Here is a 17,741-nt window from a genome sequence, read left to right as displayed (position 1 = left end):
GGTGCCGGCGGCGCGCAGGTGCAGGTGCCGGGTCGTCCCGGAGGGATGCAGGGTCACCGGACCACCTCACCGGAGGGAGGCCCGCGTTGTCCAGTCCGTCCCGTGACCGGCCGACGGCCCTACAGTGGGAGGACACCCCACGGGGCCGTGCTGGCGCGGACGGCCCACGACGGACGGGAGAGGTCACGGCCACCACCACGGCGCAGCAGGCCGTCACGGTCGGACGCGGACGACCGCGGCTGCTGGGGCTCGACGCGGCCCGCGGGCTGGCGATCATCGGGATGATCGTGGTCAACGTGGGGCCGACGAACGCCGACACCGTCCTCGAGCGGCTCTACCTGCTCCCCTTCGGCCGCGCCTCGGTGCTGTTCGTCGTCCTGGCGGGGCTCGGGATGGGCCTGTTCATGCAGCGCCGTTCGGGCCGGGTGCTGTGGCGGTCGCTGGTCTGGCGGGTGCTGCTGCTCCTCGTGCTCGGACTGGTCCTGCAGACCCTCACCCAGCGGGTGAGCGTCATCCTGTCCACCTACGCCCTCCTCTTCCTGCTGGCCCCCCTCGTGCGGCACCTGGGCACCCGTGCCCTGGTGGCGGTGACGGGGGTGCTCCTCGTCGCGGGGCCGGTGTGGATCGTGGCCCACGACGTGGTCAGCCCGGGCATCCACGCCCAGGAGGGGGTGGACCTCAGGACCCCTCCGGTGGACGCGCTGCACTCGCTCCTCGTCACCGGTCCCTATCCCCTGGCCAGCTGGACCGTCCCCTTCCTCGTGGGTCTGCTCCTGGCCCGGGCGGACCTGTGGAGCACCGCGGTGCTGCGGCGGCTCGCGGTCTGGGGTGCGGTGGCCGCGGTCGCGGGCTTCCTCGTGGCCGACCTGGCCTACGCCGCGCTGGGGTCCCGTGCGGACCACGGGTGGCTGCGGCTCCTCACGGGCGTGGCGCACGGGCAGATGCCGCTGTGGCTGGTCAGCGCCACCGGTGGCGGTGTGTTCGTCGTCGCTGTGTGCCTGCGGATCTCCCGGCGGCCCGGCCGCCCGCTGCGCCGGCTGGGGGTGCTGGGGACCTACGCGCTGAGCATCTACGTCGCCCACGTCCTCGTCCTGGCGGTGCTGCCGCCGCCCGAGGGTCTGCTCTCCTTCCCCGTCGGGGCCGCCGTGAGCGCGACCATGGTCGTCACCTTCTACCTCCTGGCACTGGCGTGGAGCCGCACGGGGCTTCCCGGCCCGCTCGAGTGGGTCCTGCGCCACCCGTGGCTGCGGCCCGCCCCTTCCGGTGGTCCCGGGGCCGCACCTCCTCCCGACGGGAAGGACCGCTGAGATGACCCGCATCCCCGGTGCCCGAGGACTGCTCGTCGCGGCCCCGCTGGTGCTGCTCGGCCTCGCCGGGTGCACCGGGGACGGGACGTCCGGTCCTCCGGCGCCCGCGGACGGGACCACGGGCCCCACGGCCACCGACGCCGCGGCTCCGACCGCCGTGCCGGCACCCGCGCCGGTCGACGACGGGGCGACGACCTCCTCGGCACCGGAGGCGGCCGAGGACACGTCCGCGAGCACCGGGGACGCCACCCTCCTCGGTGCCCACGGCGTCTCCGCGGGGCACCCGCTGGCCGCGGACGCCGGGATGGAGATGCTCGAGCAGGGAGGGACCGCGGTCGACGCGGCGGTCGCCGCCGCCTTCGCCGACGCGGTCGCGCAGCCCGTCACCTCCGGGCTCGGCGGCGGCGGGGCCGCCCTCGTGGCCGACGGCGGAGAGGTCACCAGCTTCGACTACCGGGAGGTGGTCAACGACGCCGGCGTGATCCCCCCGGGCGGGGCCGGGATCCCCGGGTTCGTGGCCGGCATGGAGCGGCTGCACGCCGAGCACGGCGACCTGCCGTGGGCCGAGCTGCTGCGACCGGCCGTCGAGCTGGCCCGGTCCGGCGTCCCGGTGTCGGACTTCCTGGCCTCGACGATGGTGCTGCCCGGCGTGGACGCCTACCTCGCGGACCTCCCGCACTTCCGTGGGGCGGACGGTGCCCTCCTCGGCGAGGGCGACCTGCTCGTCCAGGAGGAGCTGGCCCGCACGATGACGGTGATCGCCGAGGAGGGGGCCGACGCCTTCTACGAGGGAAGCCTGGCCGACCGCCTCACCCAGGAGCCCGGGATGGACGCCGGCTCCCTGGCCGGCTACGAGCTGCAGGTGTCGGTTCCGCCCTCCGGCCCCGTCGGTGACCTCACCCTCGTCTCGGCCGCGCCCCCGCTGCCCGGGGCGGCGCTGGTGCAGCTGGTGCAGATCGCCGAGGCTGGCGGCATCGGTGAGGTCGACCCCTGGTCGCCCGACTTCGTGCAGCTGCAGTCGCAGGCCTGGGCGGTGGCCGAGGAGTCGGTGCAGACCCTGGTCGGCGATCCGGACTTCGTCGACGTGCCCGTCGACCGGCTCACCGACCCTGGCCAGAACGCGCAGATCGCGGCCGAGCTCGTGGGCACCGACGCCGCACCCGGCGCGGCCGCGCCCTTCGAGGGCGGCGGCAACACCACCCACGTCTCGGTGGTGGACGCGGACGGGACGGCCGTGTCGATGACCAACACGATCACCCACTACTGGGGCACCGGCCGCTACGTCGACGGGTACTTCCTCAACGACCAGCTCACCCGCTTCGAGGCGCTGGGGACCACGTCCGCCAACGAGCCCTCGCCGGGGCGCCGCTCGGTGAGCTGGAGCACCCCCTCCCTGCTCCTCGACGACCAGGGCCGGCCGGTGCTGGTGCTGGGCACCCCCGGTGGCCAGCAGATCCCCAACACGATCGCGGCGGCGGTGCTTCGCTGGACACTGCACGACGCGGAGCTGGAGGACCTGGTCGCGGCACCCCGGTTCATCGCCACCGGCGGAGAGATGGTGCTGGAGACGGACGAGCACGCGGCGGAGCTGCGGGAGCGGGGGTATGCCGTGCGCGTGGTCGATCCCGCCACCCGGGCCGACTTCGGGTCCCTCAACGTGCTGGAGGTGGACTGGGAGGCCGGCACGGTCACCTCCGTGGCGGACGGGCGGCGCGCGGCCGGCTTCCGGGTCGAGGAGACCGGGCCCGACGGCTGACCGGGGTGGATCGGCTCAGGCCGGGATCGGGGTCGGGGTCGGGGTCGGGCGCACGGTCCGGACCGCCGCGCCCGCGGCGGCGGCCGTGACCACCACGGTCACCGCCACGAGCAGCCGGTAGTCGACCACCGCGATGAGGACGGCGGCCACGCCGGTGGTCAGGGTCTGCGGCACGTTGATCGCCACGTTGGCGGCGGCGTTGGTCCGTCCCTGCAGGCGTGGCGGCGTGAGCCGCTGACGCACGACCATGAACGCGACGACCGACCAGGTCACCCCGAACCCGAGCACCACCAGGCCGGCGACCAGCAGCACCACGCTGCTGCCGAGGACCGGGGCGATGCCGGCCGCCATGAGCGCCGCCCCCACGCCGAAGGTCCTCGCCTCGCCCCACCGGCCGACCGCCCAGGCGGCCGTGAGCCCGGCGGCCACGGCGCCGATCCCCTGTGCGCTGACCAGTGCACCGAGAGCCGAGGGTGGCAGCCCCATGCCGTGCTCGAGGGCGGGGAAGACGGCCGCGTTGACCAGGCCGGCCGCCGCGCAGACGACGGCGAGCAGGAGCGTGAGCCGGCCCAGCAGGGGCGTGCGCACCAGGTGGCGGAAGCCGGCCGTGACCTCCTGCCGGTAGGAGCCACGCTGGTCGGCGCTCTCCGGCGCAGACTCGACGACGCGGACACCGGCCATCAGCACGGCCGTGAGCAGGAAGCAGGCCGCCGTCACGACGACGACCGCCTGAGGGCCGAGGAGAGCGTAGAGACCGGTCCCGAGGACGGGTGAGACCAGCCGCAGGGACTGGTCGACCGAGGTGAGCAGGCCGTTGCCGGAGGCCAGGTGCTCGTCGGGGAGAAGGTCGCGGACGAGCCCGGACTGGGCGGCTGCGCTGAGGTAGCCCATCGCCCCGTAGGCGAGGACCACGGCATACATGAGCCAGAGCCAGTCGGCCGACCGGACGAGCAGGAGGGTGGCCACGACCGCGGTCACCAGCAGGTTGGCGACCACCAGCAGACGCCGGCGCGAGACCCGGTCCGCCACCTGCCCGAGGACGGGGGCGGCGACGGCGGGAACGCCCAGCATGACGAAGACCATCGCCGCGGCGCTGTCGGAGCCGGTGAGCTCCTTCACCCAGACCGCCACCATGAGGTAGAGCGCGCTGTCGGCCAGGTTGGTGAACACCCACGCCAGGGTCAGCCGCCGGAACCCCGGGTGTTCCCAGGCGGCGGGCCGGCGGCGCCACCACCGGGTCGCGCCGGCGGTGGTCACCGGGGTGGGGGCCGCCACCTCACCCCTCCTGCCGGGGTGCCGGGTCGGGGTTCAGGGTGGCCAGCAGTCGGACGTGACGGGCGCGCCGACGGGTCGGGTGGTCGGGTCGGAGCGTCGCCCCTGGAACCGGTCCGTGAGCCGCTGGACCTGAGAGCCCAGCTCGGCCAGCTCCTCGGCGGTGGCCCAGAACGCCGAGGTCGTGATGGTCGTCGCCTCGATCCACTCCTGGGGCTCGTCGACGGCACGGGCGAGGAAGCGTGCGACCCGGTCGGCCTCGCGGGTGACGGTGAGGGCGGCCAGCTCCTGCACGGCGTGCATCGACCCAGGAACCCGGGGGTCGGGCCGCGCGTCGAGGTGGGCACCCTGCTCCACCACGCGCCACGGCTTCTCCTTGCCGCGCCGCTCCGCGCGCTCCAGGAACCCGTACTTGGCCAGCATCCGCAGGTGGAAGGAGCAGCTGGCCACCGACTCCCCCACGTGGGCGGCGCACTCGGTGGCCGTCGCCTCGCCGACGTCGCGCAGATGGTCGAGCAGCTCGAGGCGGAGCGGATGCGCCAGGGCCCGGATGCGCTCGGGGTCGGAGATGCGGGTCGGCCGTCCGGTCACCGGCGCACCATACCTCTTGCAAGAGTTCTTTCGCAAGAAGTCTTTCGTGACGTGGCAGGCCGGTGCCCCGTCGGTTCAGGAGAAGTCTCAGGGAGCAGGCATCAACCGTTCGGACAAAAGAAAGACGTTGATGTAGGAGTCGTTGGCCAGGACGACGACTCCGTCCTCGGCCGCCGAGGGAAGGATCAGGAGGGACCGGTAACCGGGCAGGTCCCCCTCGTGGAACAGCCGTCCTGCCTCGTCCTCCATGAGGCCCAGCCCCACCGCGATCCCGTCGTCGACCTCGGTGACGTCGGTCATCTCCGACCAGCTCTCCGGCGACACGAGCCGACCCTCGGTCAGCGCCTCCGCGAACGTCATCAGGTCCTCCGCGGTCGAGACCATCCCGCCCGCGGCGCCCGTCGAGGTCTCCAGCGCCCGGTAGGAGACCGTGTCGGTGCTGCCCGCCGGCATGATCGGTGAGAAGCCGGTGACCGGTTCCGGCCTCCGGTCCCAGCGCGGTGTGCGTCATCCCCAGGGGGGCGGTGATGCGGGTACGCAGGACCTCGGCGAACGGTCGGCCCGTGAGCTCCTCGACGATCAGGCCGGCCACCAGGTAGTTCGTGTTCGAGTAGCGGCGGTCCGTCCCTGGTGGTTCGAACTCACGCTCCTCCAGGGCCACCCGCTCGAGGATCTCTGCAGAGGTCCAGCTCCGGTCCCAGTCCTCGCGGACGGCCAGGTCGAAGGAGGCGTCCAGGAAGTCGTGCAGGCCGCTGGAGTGGTCGAGCAGCTGGCGCACGGTGATGTCGTCGGCGAGGTCCAGGCCGGGGAGCACGTCGGTCACCGGGTCGTCGAGCTCGAGCAGGCCCTCCTCGACCAGCTGGAGCACCAGCACGGCCGTGAACGTCTTCGTGATGCTGGCGATCCGGAACACGTGGTCGGGCACCAAAGGGCTGCCCTCCGGGTCCGCGCTGCCGGCCGCGCAGTAGCGCACGGCTCCTTCGGCGCCGATCGCCACGACCGCTCCGCCCGACATCGAGCGGGTGGCGCCCACGAGGACCTCCTGGACCGACTCCGGGGGGCCCGTGCCCCGGGGCTCGACACCCTCCACCGGCGCGTCGCACGGGAGCGGCTGGACCGTCCGGTCCATGGTGTCGGTGTCCAGCGGGAGCGCGGCGGTCGAGCACCCCGCCAGCACGAGGAGGGCGACCACAGGGCCGGCTCCTGCCCGAGTCATCCTGACCACCGCCTTCGACCCCGTCCCTTTCGATGATGCACCCGGCGGACCACGGTGCACAACAGTCCGGGCGTGGGGAGCGCGTCGGATCGGGCCCCGTCGCCGGCTGGTGGGTGGCGACGGGGGCCGATCCGGTGCCGGTGCCGGGGTCAGGAGGTCGCCGAGCAGGCCTCGGTGTAGTCGACCTCGTCGAAGGTCGGGCCCTCGAACCACCCGCCGGCGGACTCCACGCCCAGCGGGGCGTCCGGGTTCGGGGTGGAGACGACGACCCCGCTGGGGACGACCTCCTTGCCCTCGCCCCCATAGACGATCGTCTCGGCCATGCCGGCGAAGTCGACCTCCAGGCCGTCGACCGCCGCACGCACGCCCTCGCGGGTGAGCTCGCCGTTCTCGGCCGCCTGCTCCAGGACCGCGTGCATCGGGTAGCTCATCATCCAGCCGATGATGTAGCCGCCGTTCGCGGGCTCCTCACCGTTCAGCGACTCCTTCATCGCCGCGACGCCCTCGCTGGTGCCGTCCCACTGCTCACTGGGTGCGAGGTGGTTGTACAGCCCGACCAGCGCATCGGCCGCACCGCTCTGCAGCAGCGCCGGGTTCCAGGTCGGCAGGGACCCCACGAACCGGCCCTGGAAGCCACCGGCAGCCAGCTTGCCGACGATCTCGGCCGTCTCGGCCGGACCGACGGCCAGCACCACCACGTCCGGGGAGGCGGCCGCGACGGCGGACACCACCGCGTCCTGGGTACCGGTCACCTGGTTGGGGCCGGTGGGCACCACCGTGACGTCCTCCACGCCGTTGACCTCGGCCCACTGGCCCACCCCGGCCGCCGAGTCGCCACCGTAGTCGCCCGGGTAGCCGACAGCCGCCACCGACTGGACCTCGCCATGGTTCTCCACGAACCAGTCCAGGCCGGACATCGCCTCGACGCAGTAGGAGTAGCCGTTCTCCAGGATCAGACCACTGTCGTTCTCGCTGAAGTTGTAGCCCGACCACCACGAGGCCGGCACTGCGACGATGTCGTTGGCGTCCATGTCCCCCAGCACCGACTCGGTGTTGACCGTCCCCAGCGACTGGGCGATGGCCAGGATGTTCGGCTCGATCTGCTGATAGGCCGCCGCGTGCTCGGCGGGCTGGTACTTGGTGTCGCGGGTGTAGGTGTCGATGTCGACGTCGTAACCGGCGATGCCACCGTCCTCGTTCACCATCTGCCAGTAGGCCCGCTGCGCGTCGGTGATCGGCACGGCCAGAGCCGCGAAGGGGCCCTCGGTGAGGTCCGAGAGCACGCCGAGGTAGATGCACCCGTTGTCCGGGTTCACCCCGTCGGGACAGGCCTCCTCGGTGACACCGTCGCCGATGGTCACCTCGCCGACGGCCTGGTCGCCGCCGCTGCCCGTCTCGTCGGCGGCGTCACCGGTGTCCTGGGCGGTGTCGGCTGCGGTGTCGTCGGTGTCCTCGGCGGCGTCGTCCGCCGCGTCGTCCTGGGTGGGGGCGGCCGGCTCGTCAGGGGTCTCGTCGACGGCCGTGCAGCCGGACAGGGCCAGAGCCCCGGCGGCGCACAGCGCCAGCAGGGCGCGGGATGGGGTGGTGCGTGACATGTGTACTCCTTCGTACGGGCGGGTTTGATGTGGTCAGTAGCTGAAAGGCCAGGCCTTGAAGTAGGTGCGGACGCGGTGCCAGAGGCCGAAGATCCCACGGGGTTCCAGGATCATGAACGCGACGATGAGGATGCCGAAGAGCATCGACTGCAGCTGGAAGATGTTGATGAGCCCACCGCTGCTCGTGCTGACGAAGGGCAGCCAGTGGGCCGCCCACTCCAGCACCCGGGGCAGCAGGACCACGAACGCCGCACCGATCAGGGTGCCGGTCACCGTGGCGACCCCGCCGATGACGACGATGGCCAGCAGGTTGATCGACATGAGGATGTTCCACTGCTCCGGGGTGGTCCGGCCGATGAGGATGGCCAGCAGCGCCCCACCCACGCCTGCGTAGCCGGAGGAGAGCACGAAGGCCAGCGTCTTGGTGCGCAGCAGGTTGACCCCCATGATCTCGGCGGCGATGTCCCGGTCCCGCACGGCGGCGAACGCCCGGCCGGTCCGGCTGCGGGCCAGGTTGCGGGCGGCCACCCCGAGCACCACGAGCAGCGTCAGGCACAGCAGGTACATCGAGATCTCCGGGCTCAGCCGGAGCGGACCCACGGCATACGTCAGCCGCATGTCGGTGCCGAACAGGACCGGCACGGCACCGGCTCGCCCGACCCCGGACCCGCCGGTGACGGCAGCCCACTGCTTGAACAGCTGCTCACCGAGCATGAGCAGCCCCAGGGTCAGCACGGCCAGGTAGAGCCCCCGCACACGGGTCGCCAGGGGCGCGACCACCAGGCCCACCAGCGCGGGCACCACGGCGGCGGCCGCCAGCGCGAGCGACAGGTCCAGCTCCAGGCCCCAGGTGATCGACCCGGGTACGCCCCCGAGGACCGCTGCGGTGTAGGCGCCCAGCGCCATGAAGAAGGGGTGTCCCAGCGAGATCTGGCCCGCGTATCCGGTGAGCAGGTTCAGCCCGATCCCTGCGATGGCGTAGGCGATCGCGGTCGAGACCAGGTGGGTCAGGTCCCGGGTCACCACGAACGGCAGCACGAGCGCGGCGACCAGGGCCGCGGCCGTCCACCAACGCTTCGCCGGGGTGTTGAGCAGGGCCGAGTCGGACGCGTACCGGGTGTAGAGCCGCGGGCGGCCACGACGCACCGACCGCGGGACCTGGCCCGCCGTCCCGCTGGGGGCCAGCGAGCGGGACACGCCGGTCAGGCGCTGCAGCCCCGTGCCCGTGCCGGTGGTCATACCCGCTGCACCTCCCGGGTGCCGAACAGGCCGTAGGGCCTGATGAGGAGCACGAGGATCATCACCAGGTAGGGGACGACGTTCTCGAAGTTCGGACCCAGCCACGTGGCGTGGATGGGCTGGTAGGCAGCGGTCAGCGCGGTGATCACCCCGATCACCAGCCCTCCGACGACCGCCCCCCGGAACGAGTCGACCCCGCCGAGGATGAGGGCCGGCAGCGCGACCAGAGCGAACAACGCGTCGTTGGCCTGGACGACCGCTCCGGTCGAGGCAAGCATGACCCCCGCGAGCGCGGCCAGCGCCCCGCCGAGCGCCCAGGACAGCGAGAACATGCGTCCCACGTGGATCCCCTGGGCCATCGCGGCCTCCTGGTCCATGGAGGTGGCCCGCATCGCCAGACCGGTGCGCGACCTGGTCAGCCACCAGCCCAGTGCTGCGAGCACGACGGCCGCGACGAGGATGCGCCCGACGGTGAAGTGGTAGACCGGGATCACGCAGGCGAACTCACCCTGTCGAAGGCAGATCTGACTCAGCTGCCAGGGGTCGTTGACGGTGCGGGCCCGGGCGGCGAAGAGCCGGAAGGCCAGGATGAGCAGGACGATGAAGATGCCGACCGTCACCAGGGCGGTGGGGAACATGCCTCGCCCGATCATGGGCCGGATCGCCACCCGCTCCACGGCCATGGCCAGCAGCGCCACGAGAGCCATCGCCAGCACGACGGCGACCCAGAACGGCAGCCCTGCGTCGACCGCCAGCACGGAGGTGGCGAAGGTCCCGAGGATCAGCAGCCCCGGCTGGGCGAAGTTGAGCACCCCGGTGGCCCGGTAGATGATGACGAAGCTGACGGCGATGATCGCGTAGACGGCGCCGGAGCCCAACCCGGAGATGACGGCCGTGATGACGGTGTCCATGGTCCTCCTCAGCCCGACCGGCCCAGGTCGGCACCGGCGTGCTCCTCGGTGCCGGCGTACATGTCGTCGACCAGGTGCGGGACGGTGGCGGCGAAGGCGGACCGCTTGAGCTTCTGGGTCGCGGTCAGCTCACCGTCCTCGTGGTCCAGCTCCTTGTGCAGCATCCGGAACTTGCGGACCGACTCCACCCGGGCGAACCGGGAGTTGACCTCGCGCACCACCCCGGCGACCAGCTCGACCACCTCGGCCCGGCAGGCCAGGTCACGGTAGGTGGTGTACTCGATCCGTCGCCGGGCCGCCCAGTCGGAGACGGTGTCGTACTCGATGCCGACGAGAGCCGTCAGGTAGGGGCGCTGGTCCCCGATGACGACCGCCTCCCGGACGTAGGGCGAGGCCTTGATCGCGTTCTCGATCTCGCTCGGGGAGATGTTCTTGCCCCCCGCGGTGATGATGATGTCCTTGATCCGGTCGACGATGCGCAGGTGCGAGCCGCCCACCCACTCGCCGACGTCGCCGGTGTGCAGCCAACCCTCCTCGTCTACGGCCTCTGCGGTCGCGTCCGGACGGTTCCAGTAGCCCACGAAGGTGCCCGGGTGCCGGGTCAGCACCTCGCCGGTCTGCTCGTCCAGTCGCAGGCCGATGCCTGGCTGCGCCTCCCCGACGGTCCCCACGCGGACCCGCCCCGGGTAGTTCGTGGTGGCCACTGCGGTGTTCTCCGTCATCCCGTAGGCCTCGTGGATGGTCAGCCCCAGCCCCTGGAACCAGGTGAGCAGGTCGGGCGAGATGGGGGCGGCGCCGGACAGCGCGTGCCGCACGTGGGTCAGCCCCAGGTGCTGCTTGAGCTTGCGGTTGGCCAGGACCCAGGCCAGCCCGGACCGCACCCGTGAGCCGGCGGAGAGCCGCCCGCCGTCGGCCAGCTGCTGCTGAGCCACCTGGGTGCCGAGCCGCTGGGACAGCCCGTACGCCGCCCGCTTGGCCGGAGAGGCGTTGGCGACCTTGATGGCGACGGACGCCTGGATCTTCTCCCAGATGCGGGGCACCGCGAAGAGGACCGTGGGCTGCACCTCGGCCAGGTCGGTGGTGACCGTCTCGATGGACTCGGCGAAGTGCACCACGGTCCGGTTGCGCACCCCCGACCAGGTCGTCACCGCCCGCTCCACGACGTGGGACAGCGGCAGGTAGGAGACCAGCACGTCGTCGTGCCCCAGCCCGTCCGGCCCGAACATGCCCGGGGCGGCGGAGAAGGTCTGCGTGGCGTAGCTGACGTTGCGCGCGCTGAGCATGGCACCCTTGGGCGGCCCCGTGGTGCCGGAGGTGTAGATGAGGGTGACCACGTCGTCGGGGGTGCGGTCCGCGTCGAGGCGGTCCAACAGGCCCGGGTCCACCCTGCGCACCGCGGCCCCCCGCTCGACCAGCTCGTCGACGGGGATGAGCCGCTCGTGCTCGTAGTCGGCCAGGCCCCGGCTGTCCAGGTGCACGACCCACTCCAGGGTCGGGACCGCGTCGATGGCCTCCAGCGCCTTGTCGACCTGCTCCTGGTCCTCGGCGAACAGCACCCGGGCACCGGAGTCGCGCAGCAGGTACTCCACCTCCGTGACCGGGTTGGTCGGGTAGAAGCCCACGGTCATCGCCCGCAGCGCGTTGGTGGCCACGTCGGCGTACAACCACTCGGGCCGGTTCTCCGACTGGACGGCCACCCGGTCCCCCGGGCCCACCCCGAGGGCGGCCAGACCGAAGGCGACCTGCTCGACGTTGAGCAGGTAGTCCGACCAGGTGATGTCCTGCCAGAGACCGAATCGCTTCTCGCGCAGAGCGGTGCGCCCACCGTCCTCGGCCGCGGCCGCCCGCAGCAGCCGAGGCAGGTAGGTGACCTCGTGGCCCTCGTCGGCGCCCTGGGGAGGGGTGGAGGCGGGCTGCTCGCTCACCGCTGGCCCTCCGTCCCGCCGTCACCGGGTCCGACCTCGGCCGCCTCCACCAGGTCGGCACCGGCGACCCCGGCGAGCACGTCCTTGCTGGCTCCGCCGAGGTAGGCCGCGACGACGGCAGGGTCGCGCTGCACCTGTTCCGGGGTGCCCAGGGCGATCCGACGGCCGAAGTCGATGACCAGGACCCGGTCGGCCAGATCCATGACCAGGCGCATGTCGTGCTCGACCATGATCATCGCGATGCCCAGCTCGCTGCGGACGTCGAGGATGAACCGGGCCATGTCCTCGGTCTCCTCCGAGTTCATGCCGGCCACCGGCTCGTCGAGAAGCAGCAGCTGGGGGTCCATGGCCAGGGCCCGACCCAGCTCGATGCGCTTCTTGATGCCGTAGGGCAGGATGCCGACCGGGTGGTGGCGAACGGCGGTGAGGTCGAGGAACTCGATGAGGTGTTCGACGGTCTCCCGTGCCTGGTACTCCTCGCGGCGCGCGGGGGGCAGCCAGGCCATCGCCTGCCACCACGGCACCTGCATCCGCTGGTGCCGGCCCAGCAGCAGGTTCTGGAGGACCGAGAGGTTGTCGAAGAGCTCGATGTTCTGGAAGGTGCGGGCCACCCCCAGGGCGGCGACCCGGTCGGGCTTGGGGCCCAGGAGGGACTCTCCGCGGAAGGTCACCTGCCCCTCCTGCGGTCGGTAGACCCCGGAGATGCAGTTGAACGTGGAGGTCTTGCCGGCCCCGTTGGGTCCGATGATGGCGAACAGCTCCCCCTCGGGTACGTCGAAGCTGATCGCGTCGAGGACGGTGTTGCCGCCGAAGCGCAACGTCAGGTCCGCGACCTCCAGCAGCGGCACCCCGGTCACGACAGCCACCGCTTGCGCCGCCGGTAGTGCTTGACGTCCCGCAGCGAGGTGTTCTCTCCGCCCAGGCCCAGGTAGAACTCCTGGATGTCCGCGTCCGCCCGGAGCTTCTCGGCCGGCCCGTCCATGACCGTGATGCCGTTCTCCATGACGTAGCCGTGGTGGGCGATCGACAGCGCCATCGCGGCGTTCTGCTCGATGAGCAGCACCCCCGTGCCACTGCCGTTGATCTCGACGATGAGGTCGCGGATGCGTTCCACCATCTTGGGGGCGAGCCCCAGGCTGGGCTCGTCGAGCAGCAGGTAGCGGGGCTGGGCCATGAGCGCCCGACCGATCGCGAGCATCTGCTGCTCACCTCCGGAGAGGTAGCCCGCGTGGGAGCTCCGCCGGTCGGCCAGCACCGGGAACATGGTGTAGATGCGGTCGAGCTTCTCCGCCAGCCCACGGGTGCCGACCGTGTGCGCGCCGACCCGCAGGTTCTCCTCGACGCTGAACTCCACGAAGACACGCCGGCCCTCCATCACCTGCCCGACACCGGCCCGCACCACGGACGCGGCGCGGCGGGTGTCCAGGTCGGCGCCGTCGACGCTCACCGAGCCGCGGGTGATCCGACCACGGTGCACGTCGAGCAACCCGGTGATGGCCCGCAGCAGGGTGGTCTTGCCGGCTCCGTTCGCCCCGAGGAGCGCCACGATCCGGTCGGGCCCCACCTGAAGGCTGGCACCGCGCACAGCGAGCATCACGTCCTCGTAGACGACCTCGAGGTTGTGCACGGCGAGCATCGGCGCTCCTGGGGATCACCCGCGGAAGCGCGGATGTGGGGATCAAGGGTTGGCTGAGCCTGCCCCATGCCCGTGACCTGCGTCACGCACCACCGGCGATTGTTACCGAAAAGAAACATGCCCCGGGGGGAACCGTTCCCCACGTGGTCCCCACGTGCCGGCACGAAAGAGCCCCTGAGCAGCGTTCCGCTGGCCAGGGGCTTGTTCAGAGGGCGGGCGATACTGGGTTTCAACTCTTGGAAGAGGTTACGACCCCCCGCCGTCCACTTTGATGATAACTCGCAGGTCAGAGGGCATATCGGCGAGGGAAACAGATGGACGGATCTGGACGCACCCCCTGAGAGTTCTCGCCATCGAGGGTGTGGGTGGGGCTGATTCCGCCGGTCTCGAGCAGTGCTTCGTGGTCTCTCAGTGGTCACCGCTGCCTGGCGCCACCGACATACCCGTCGGCTTGCGCGCCGCGCGCAGGAGGGTTGTGGCGGTCTGGAAGTCGTCGAGGGAGTTGAACGCCTGGTAGCCGGAGGCGAACCGCAGATCGGCCACCTTGTCGAGGTCGCGCAGCGGGGCCAAGGATCGCCATCCCGATCTCGTGCGCGTCGAGCTCCGCCTGCCCCGAGGCCCGGATGGCCTCCTCGACGGTCTCGCCAAGGCGCTGCGAGTCATCCTCGGCGCCCGGTTTGCTCCTCTTTCGCAGGTCGCGGGATACGCGGGGCCACCCATGGACGGTGGAGAGTGAGTGTGAGCCTTGGGACACCTGTGGACCCTAGACGCAACAGCCTCCGTGGTCGTGGCGGCGTGTGGCAGGCCGGGCCTGTCACGGGCCAACGCACCGGCTCGACCGTGGCGCCGGGCTCGTGAATCGGTGAGACTGGCGACCCACCGGACCATCCTGACGTCGTCGACCTGAGGGAGACACCCGTGCGCCTCGCCGCCGGCTCGCGCTGACCCTGGCTCTGCTCACGAGCGCCGCGTGCAGCACCCTTGACGAACCCGGGGTCACGACGTCGGAGGCCGGCCCGGTGACATTGACGTCGCGGGCGCCCGATGACGGCGAGAAGACCGAGCCGCCAGCCGCTGATGGGGTCAGCCTGCCCGAGCTGCCCGCAGTTGCGCGTGAGCAGACCGAGGCCGGAGCGCAAGCCTTCGTCGAGCACTACTTCGAGGTGCTGAACCGCATGGCAGCCCAGCCTTAACTGGGCGTCCTCGACGCCCTGGCCGCGCCCACGTGCCGACCCGGTGATGCCATGGTCACCGCGGTCGACGCGATGTCCGAGGAGTCGCAGGTCGCCACCGGACCCTTCGCGGATGTCGAGGTTCTCGAGGCCATGCTCGTCGACCGCGGTGCGGGAGTCGAGATCGACGTGGACTGGCTCGTCCCGGACATCGTCGACGCGAGCGGCAGCGCAGTCGCGAGCGATCCCGAGGGTGCGGAAGGTCAGCTGTTGGTGGAGATGACGTACGTCGGCGAGCGATGGGTCATCACCCAGATGACGAGTGCGTCACTGCCGTGAGGCTGGTTCCATCGTGCGGATGGTTCCATACCGACCCTTTGCCTGGGGATGACGGCACCCCGTTGTTCCTTGTTTCTTCCTCGAAGACACGTCGAGGCCCTCGAAAAGGCCTCTGACCTGCGGTATCTGGTGGGCGATACTGGGTTTGAACCAGTGACCTCTTCCGTGTCAAGGAAGCGCGCTACCACTGCGCCAATCGCCCGTGCTCGTGGACATGTCCGTCAAGCGAGGTGGAGACGGGATTTGAACCCGTGTAGACGGCTTTGCAGGCCGTTGCCTCGCCTCTCGGCCACTCCACCGTGAGGCAACCGTGGTGGTTGTGCCTCCGAGCGGACGACCGGGCTCGAACCGGCGACCTCAACCTTGGCAAGGTTGCGCTCTACCAACTGAGCTACGTCCGCGTGCCCCAACCGTCTTCGGTGGCGCGAGAAAGAACATTAGCCGACTGGCGGCGGAGGTCCAAATCCGGCGACGGAGGCGTGTCGAGGGGCGACGGTTGTCGGGGGAACGGTCCTCGTTCGGTCACAATGGAGGGCGGCGACGACGAGGTCCCCGGTCCCTTGCCCCACCGATCCCCCACCGAAAGTCGACCCACCATGGATGTCTGGCCCGGCAGCGCCTATCCCCTCGGCGCAACCTTCGACGGCCGCGGCGTGAACTTCGCCCTGTTCTCCGAGCACGCGACCTCGGTCGAGCTGTGCCTCATCGGCGAGCGCGCCAAAGAGGTGCGCATCCCCCTGGAGGAGGTCGACGCCCACGTCTGGCACGGCTACATCCCCAACTGCCAGCCAGGCCAGCGGTACGGCTACCGGGTCACGGGGCCGTACGCCCCCGAGGAGGGCCACCGGTTCAACCCCAACAAGCTGCTGCTGGATCCCTACGCGAAGGCCATCAGCGGGCAGATCCGCAACCACCAGGGCATCTTCGGCTACGACTTCGGGGACCCCACCTCCTACAACGAGGACGACTCCCTCCTGCACACGATGCTCTCGGTCGTGGTCAACCCGTTCTTCGACTGGGGCCACGACCGGCCCCCGCGGCACGCCTACGCCGACACGGTGGTCTACGAGGCCCACGTCAAGGGTCTGACGATGAACCACCCCGACGTCCCGCCGGAGATCCGAGGCACCTACGCCGGCGTCGCCCACCCGGCCGTCATCGACCACCTGACCACGCTGGGGGTCACGGCCATCGAGCTGCTGCCCGTCCACCAGTTCGTCGACGACCCGCACCTGCAGGACAAGGACCTGTCCAACTACTGGGGCTACAACACCATCGGCTTCCTGGCCCCGCACAACGCCTACTCCGCCTACGGCCACCGCGGGCAGCAGGTGACCGAGTTCAAGTCGATGGTCAAGGCGCTGCACGAGGCCGACATCGAAGTCATCCTCGACGTCGTCTACAACCACACGGCCGAGGGCAACCACCTGGGTCCCACCCTGTCCTTCCGCGGGATCGACAACGCCAGCTACTACCGGCTCGTCGACTTCGACAAGGCGCACTACTACGACACCACCGGGACCGGCAACAGCCTGCTCATGCGCAGCCCGCACGTGCTGCAGCTGATCATGGACTCGTTGCGCTACTGGGTCACCGAGATGCACGTGGACGGGTTCCGCTTCGACCTGGCCGCCACCCTGGCGCGGCAGTTCCACGAGGTCGACAAGCTCTCGGCCTTCTTCGACATCATCCAGCAGGACCCGGTCATCTCCCAGGTCAAGCTCATCGCCGAGCCCTGGGACCTGGGCGACGGGGGTTACCAGGTGGGCAACTTCCCGCCCCTGTGGACGGAGTGGAACGGCAAGTACCGCGACACCGTCCGGGACTTCTGGAGGGGCGCCCCGGCCACCATGGGCGAGTTCGCCTCCCGGTTGACGGGCTCCTCGGACCTCTACGAGCACAGCGGACGCCGGCCCTTCGCCTCGGTCAACTTCATCACCGCCCACGACGGCTTCACGCTGCGGGACCTGGTCTCCTACAACGAGAAGCACAACGACGCCAACGGCGAGGGCGGCAACGACGGCGAGGCGCACAACCGGTCCTGGAACTGCGGGGTGGAGGGTCCCACCGACGACCCCCAGATCTCGGCGCTGCGCCTGCGGCAGCAGAAGAACTTCCTGGCCACGCTCCTGCTGAGCCAGGGGGTGCCGATGCTCGCCCACGGGGACGAGATGGGGCGCACCCAGATGGGCAACAACAACGTCTACTGCCAGGACAACGAGCTGGCCTGGATGGACTGGGACCTGGCGCCCGAGCAGAGCGACCTGCTGGACTTCACCGCCCACCTGATCCAGCTGCGCCGGGAGCACCCGGTCTTCCGTCGACGCCGGTTCTTCGCCGGTGACGCCGACCACGGCGGGCAGAGCGACTTCGGCGACATCGTCTGGTACTCCCCCGACGGCTCGGTCATGACCGAGGGCGGGTGGCACAGCAAGGAGCAGGCGTGGCCGTCTTCCTCAACGGGGAGGCGATCACCGAGACCGACGAGCGGGGCCGCCCCGTCCTCGACGACCACTTCCTGCTGCTCATCAACGGTCACCACGAGACGGTCGAGTTCACCGTTCCCGACGGGATCGACACCACCACCTGGCAGGTCGCCGTGGACACCTCCGGGGACGACATCGACGACGACGTCCCGTGGGAGACGGGCTCGACGCACCCGATGCCGCCGCGCGCGGTGGTCCTCCTGCAGGCGACCCCCCAGCCCCAGCTGGCCGGGACGAACGGGAGCTGAACCGCAGCCGGCCCGGCACCGCGATGGTGCCGGGCCGGCTGGGGTCCA

The 17,741-nt window shown here is 71.0% G+C and carries 12 protein-coding genes, 3 tRNA genes and 2 pseudogenes; 4 read left to right on the top strand and 13 right to left on the bottom strand.

Translation table 11 applies throughout. The features are described from left to right. Positions 1–86: 86 nt before the first annotated feature. Together ACQ95T_RS09330 and ACQ95T_RS09325 are read left to right on the top strand one after the other, a co-directional pair. Positions 87–1,307 (top strand): acyltransferase family protein, encoded by a 1,221-nt coding sequence (locus tag ACQ95T_RS09330; RefSeq protein WP_425942685.1) that lies wholly within the window; start codon positions 87–89, stop codon positions 1,305–1,307. Position 1,308: 1 nt separating this feature from the next. Further along, positions 1,309–3,063, top strand: a complete 1,755-nt coding sequence (locus ACQ95T_RS09325) for a gamma-glutamyltransferase (RefSeq protein WP_425942686.1) — start codon at positions 1,309–1,311, stop codon at positions 3,061–3,063. Between the two features lie 15 nt (positions 3,064–3,078). Here the strand turns inward: ACQ95T_RS09325 and ACQ95T_RS09320 are convergent, their stop codons facing one another. The 10 genes and pseudogenes from ACQ95T_RS09320 to ACQ95T_RS09275 all read right to left on the bottom strand — a co-directional run bounded on the left by ACQ95T_RS09320 (position 3,079) and on the right by ACQ95T_RS09275 (position 14,018). Further along, the gene (locus ACQ95T_RS09320) at positions 3,079–4,338 is read right to left on the bottom strand and encodes an MFS transporter (RefSeq protein WP_425942687.1); all 1,260 of its coding nucleotides are present in this window, start codon (positions 4,336–4,338) and stop codon (positions 3,079–3,081) included. A gap of 33 nt (positions 4,339–4,371) precedes the next feature. Then, the gene (locus tag ACQ95T_RS09315) at positions 4,372–4,926 is read right to left on the bottom strand and encodes an ArsR/SmtB family transcription factor (RefSeq protein ID WP_431473782.1); all 555 of its coding nucleotides are present in this window, start codon (positions 4,924–4,926) and stop codon (positions 4,372–4,374) included. An 87-nt stretch (positions 4,927–5,013) separates the two neighbouring features. Beyond that, positions 5,014–5,941: pseudogene (locus tag ACQ95T_RS09310) on the bottom strand (serine hydrolase domain-containing protein). A 350-nt stretch (positions 5,942–6,291) separates the two neighbouring features. Continuing rightward, entirely contained in the window at positions 6,292–7,737 is a 1,446-nt protein-coding gene (locus ACQ95T_RS09305; protein WP_425942690.1) for an ABC transporter substrate-binding protein, read from the bottom strand. A 33-nt stretch (positions 7,738–7,770) separates the two neighbouring features. Further along, positions 7,771–8,976, bottom strand: coding sequence for a branched-chain amino acid ABC transporter permease (locus tag ACQ95T_RS09300; protein WP_425942691.1), 1,206 nt, complete (start codon positions 8,974–8,976; stop codon positions 7,771–7,773). Continuing rightward, entirely contained in the window at positions 8,973–9,887 is a 915-nt protein-coding gene (locus tag ACQ95T_RS09295; protein WP_425942692.1) for a branched-chain amino acid ABC transporter permease, read from the bottom strand. The genes ACQ95T_RS09300 and ACQ95T_RS09295 overlap by 4 nt, the downstream gene beginning before the upstream one ends. Before the next feature lie 8 nt (positions 9,888–9,895). Then, positions 9,896–11,812, bottom strand: a complete 1,917-nt coding sequence (locus tag ACQ95T_RS09290; RefSeq protein WP_425942693.1) for an AMP-dependent synthetase/ligase — start codon at positions 11,810–11,812, stop codon at positions 9,896–9,898. Then, on the bottom strand, positions 11,809–12,669 hold the full coding sequence (locus ACQ95T_RS09285) for an ABC transporter ATP-binding protein (RefSeq protein ID WP_431473781.1): 861 nt from the start codon (positions 12,667–12,669) through the stop codon (positions 11,809–11,811). Before ACQ95T_RS09285 ends, ACQ95T_RS09290 begins: the two co-directional genes overlap by 4 nt. Continuing rightward, positions 12,666–13,448, bottom strand: coding sequence for an ABC transporter ATP-binding protein (locus ACQ95T_RS09280; protein WP_425942695.1), 783 nt, complete (start codon positions 13,446–13,448; stop codon positions 12,666–12,668). Before ACQ95T_RS09280 ends, ACQ95T_RS09285 begins: the two co-directional genes overlap by 4 nt. 408 nt (positions 13,449–13,856) lie before the next feature. Next, the gene (locus ACQ95T_RS09275; RefSeq protein ID WP_425942696.1) at positions 13,857–14,018 is read right to left on the bottom strand and encodes a hypothetical protein; all 162 of its coding nucleotides are present in this window, start codon (positions 14,016–14,018) and stop codon (positions 13,857–13,859) included. 674 nt (positions 14,019–14,692) lie between these two features. Here ACQ95T_RS09275 and ACQ95T_RS09270 point away from each other — a divergent pair. Further along, positions 14,693–14,959, top strand: coding sequence for a hypothetical protein (locus ACQ95T_RS09270; protein ID WP_425942698.1), 267 nt, complete (start codon positions 14,693–14,695; stop codon positions 14,957–14,959). 127 nt (positions 14,960–15,086) lie between these two features. Here the strand turns inward: ACQ95T_RS09270 and ACQ95T_RS09265 are convergent. From ACQ95T_RS09265 to ACQ95T_RS09255, 3 genes are all read right to left on the bottom strand, one after another. Next, positions 15,087–15,161: transfer RNA gene (locus tag ACQ95T_RS09265), tRNA-Val, on the bottom strand. A gap of 26 nt (positions 15,162–15,187) precedes the next feature. Further along, positions 15,188–15,258: transfer RNA gene (locus ACQ95T_RS09260), tRNA-Cys, on the bottom strand. Positions 15,259–15,287: 29 nt separating this feature from the next. Further along, positions 15,288–15,360 (bottom strand) — tRNA-Gly (locus ACQ95T_RS09255). Positions 15,361–15,555: 195 nt separating this feature from the next. On the opposite strand from ACQ95T_RS09255, the pseudogene glgX reads away from it, so the two are divergent. Continuing rightward, positions 15,556–17,693, top strand: a pseudogene (gene glgX / locus ACQ95T_RS09250) (glycogen debranching protein GlgX). The last annotated feature ends 48 nt before the right edge of the window (positions 17,694–17,741 follow it).

It is taken from the genome of Ornithinimicrobium carbonis (assembly GCF_050703245.1).
In the GTDB taxonomy this organism is placed as follows: Bacteria; Actinomycetota; Actinomycetes; order Actinomycetales; family Dermatophilaceae; genus Ornithinicoccus.
This window is presented reverse-complemented; position numbering and strand designations above follow the sequence as displayed.

Coding starts and splice junctions, on each gene's coding strand:
- ACQ95T_RS09325 (WP_425942686.1), top strand. CDS start 1,309: ATGACCCGCATCCCCGGTGCCCGAGGACTGCTCGTCGCGGCCCCGCTG.
- ACQ95T_RS09305 (WP_425942690.1), bottom strand. CDS start 7,737: ATGTCACGCACCACCCCATCCCGCGCCCTGCTGGCGCTGTGCGCCGCC.
- ACQ95T_RS09300 (WP_425942691.1), bottom strand. CDS start 8,976: ATGACCACCGGCACGGGCACGGGGCTGCAGCGCCTGACCGGCGTGTCC.
- ACQ95T_RS09295 (WP_425942692.1), bottom strand. CDS start 9,887: ATGGACACCGTCATCACGGCCGTCATCTCCGGGTTGGGCTCCGGCGCC.
- ACQ95T_RS09280 (WP_425942695.1), bottom strand. CDS start 13,448: ATGCTCGCCGTGCACAACCTCGAGGTCGTCTACGAGGACGTGATGCTC.
- ACQ95T_RS09270 (WP_425942698.1), top strand. CDS start 14,693: ATGGTCACCGCGGTCGACGCGATGTCCGAGGAGTCGCAGGTCGCCACC.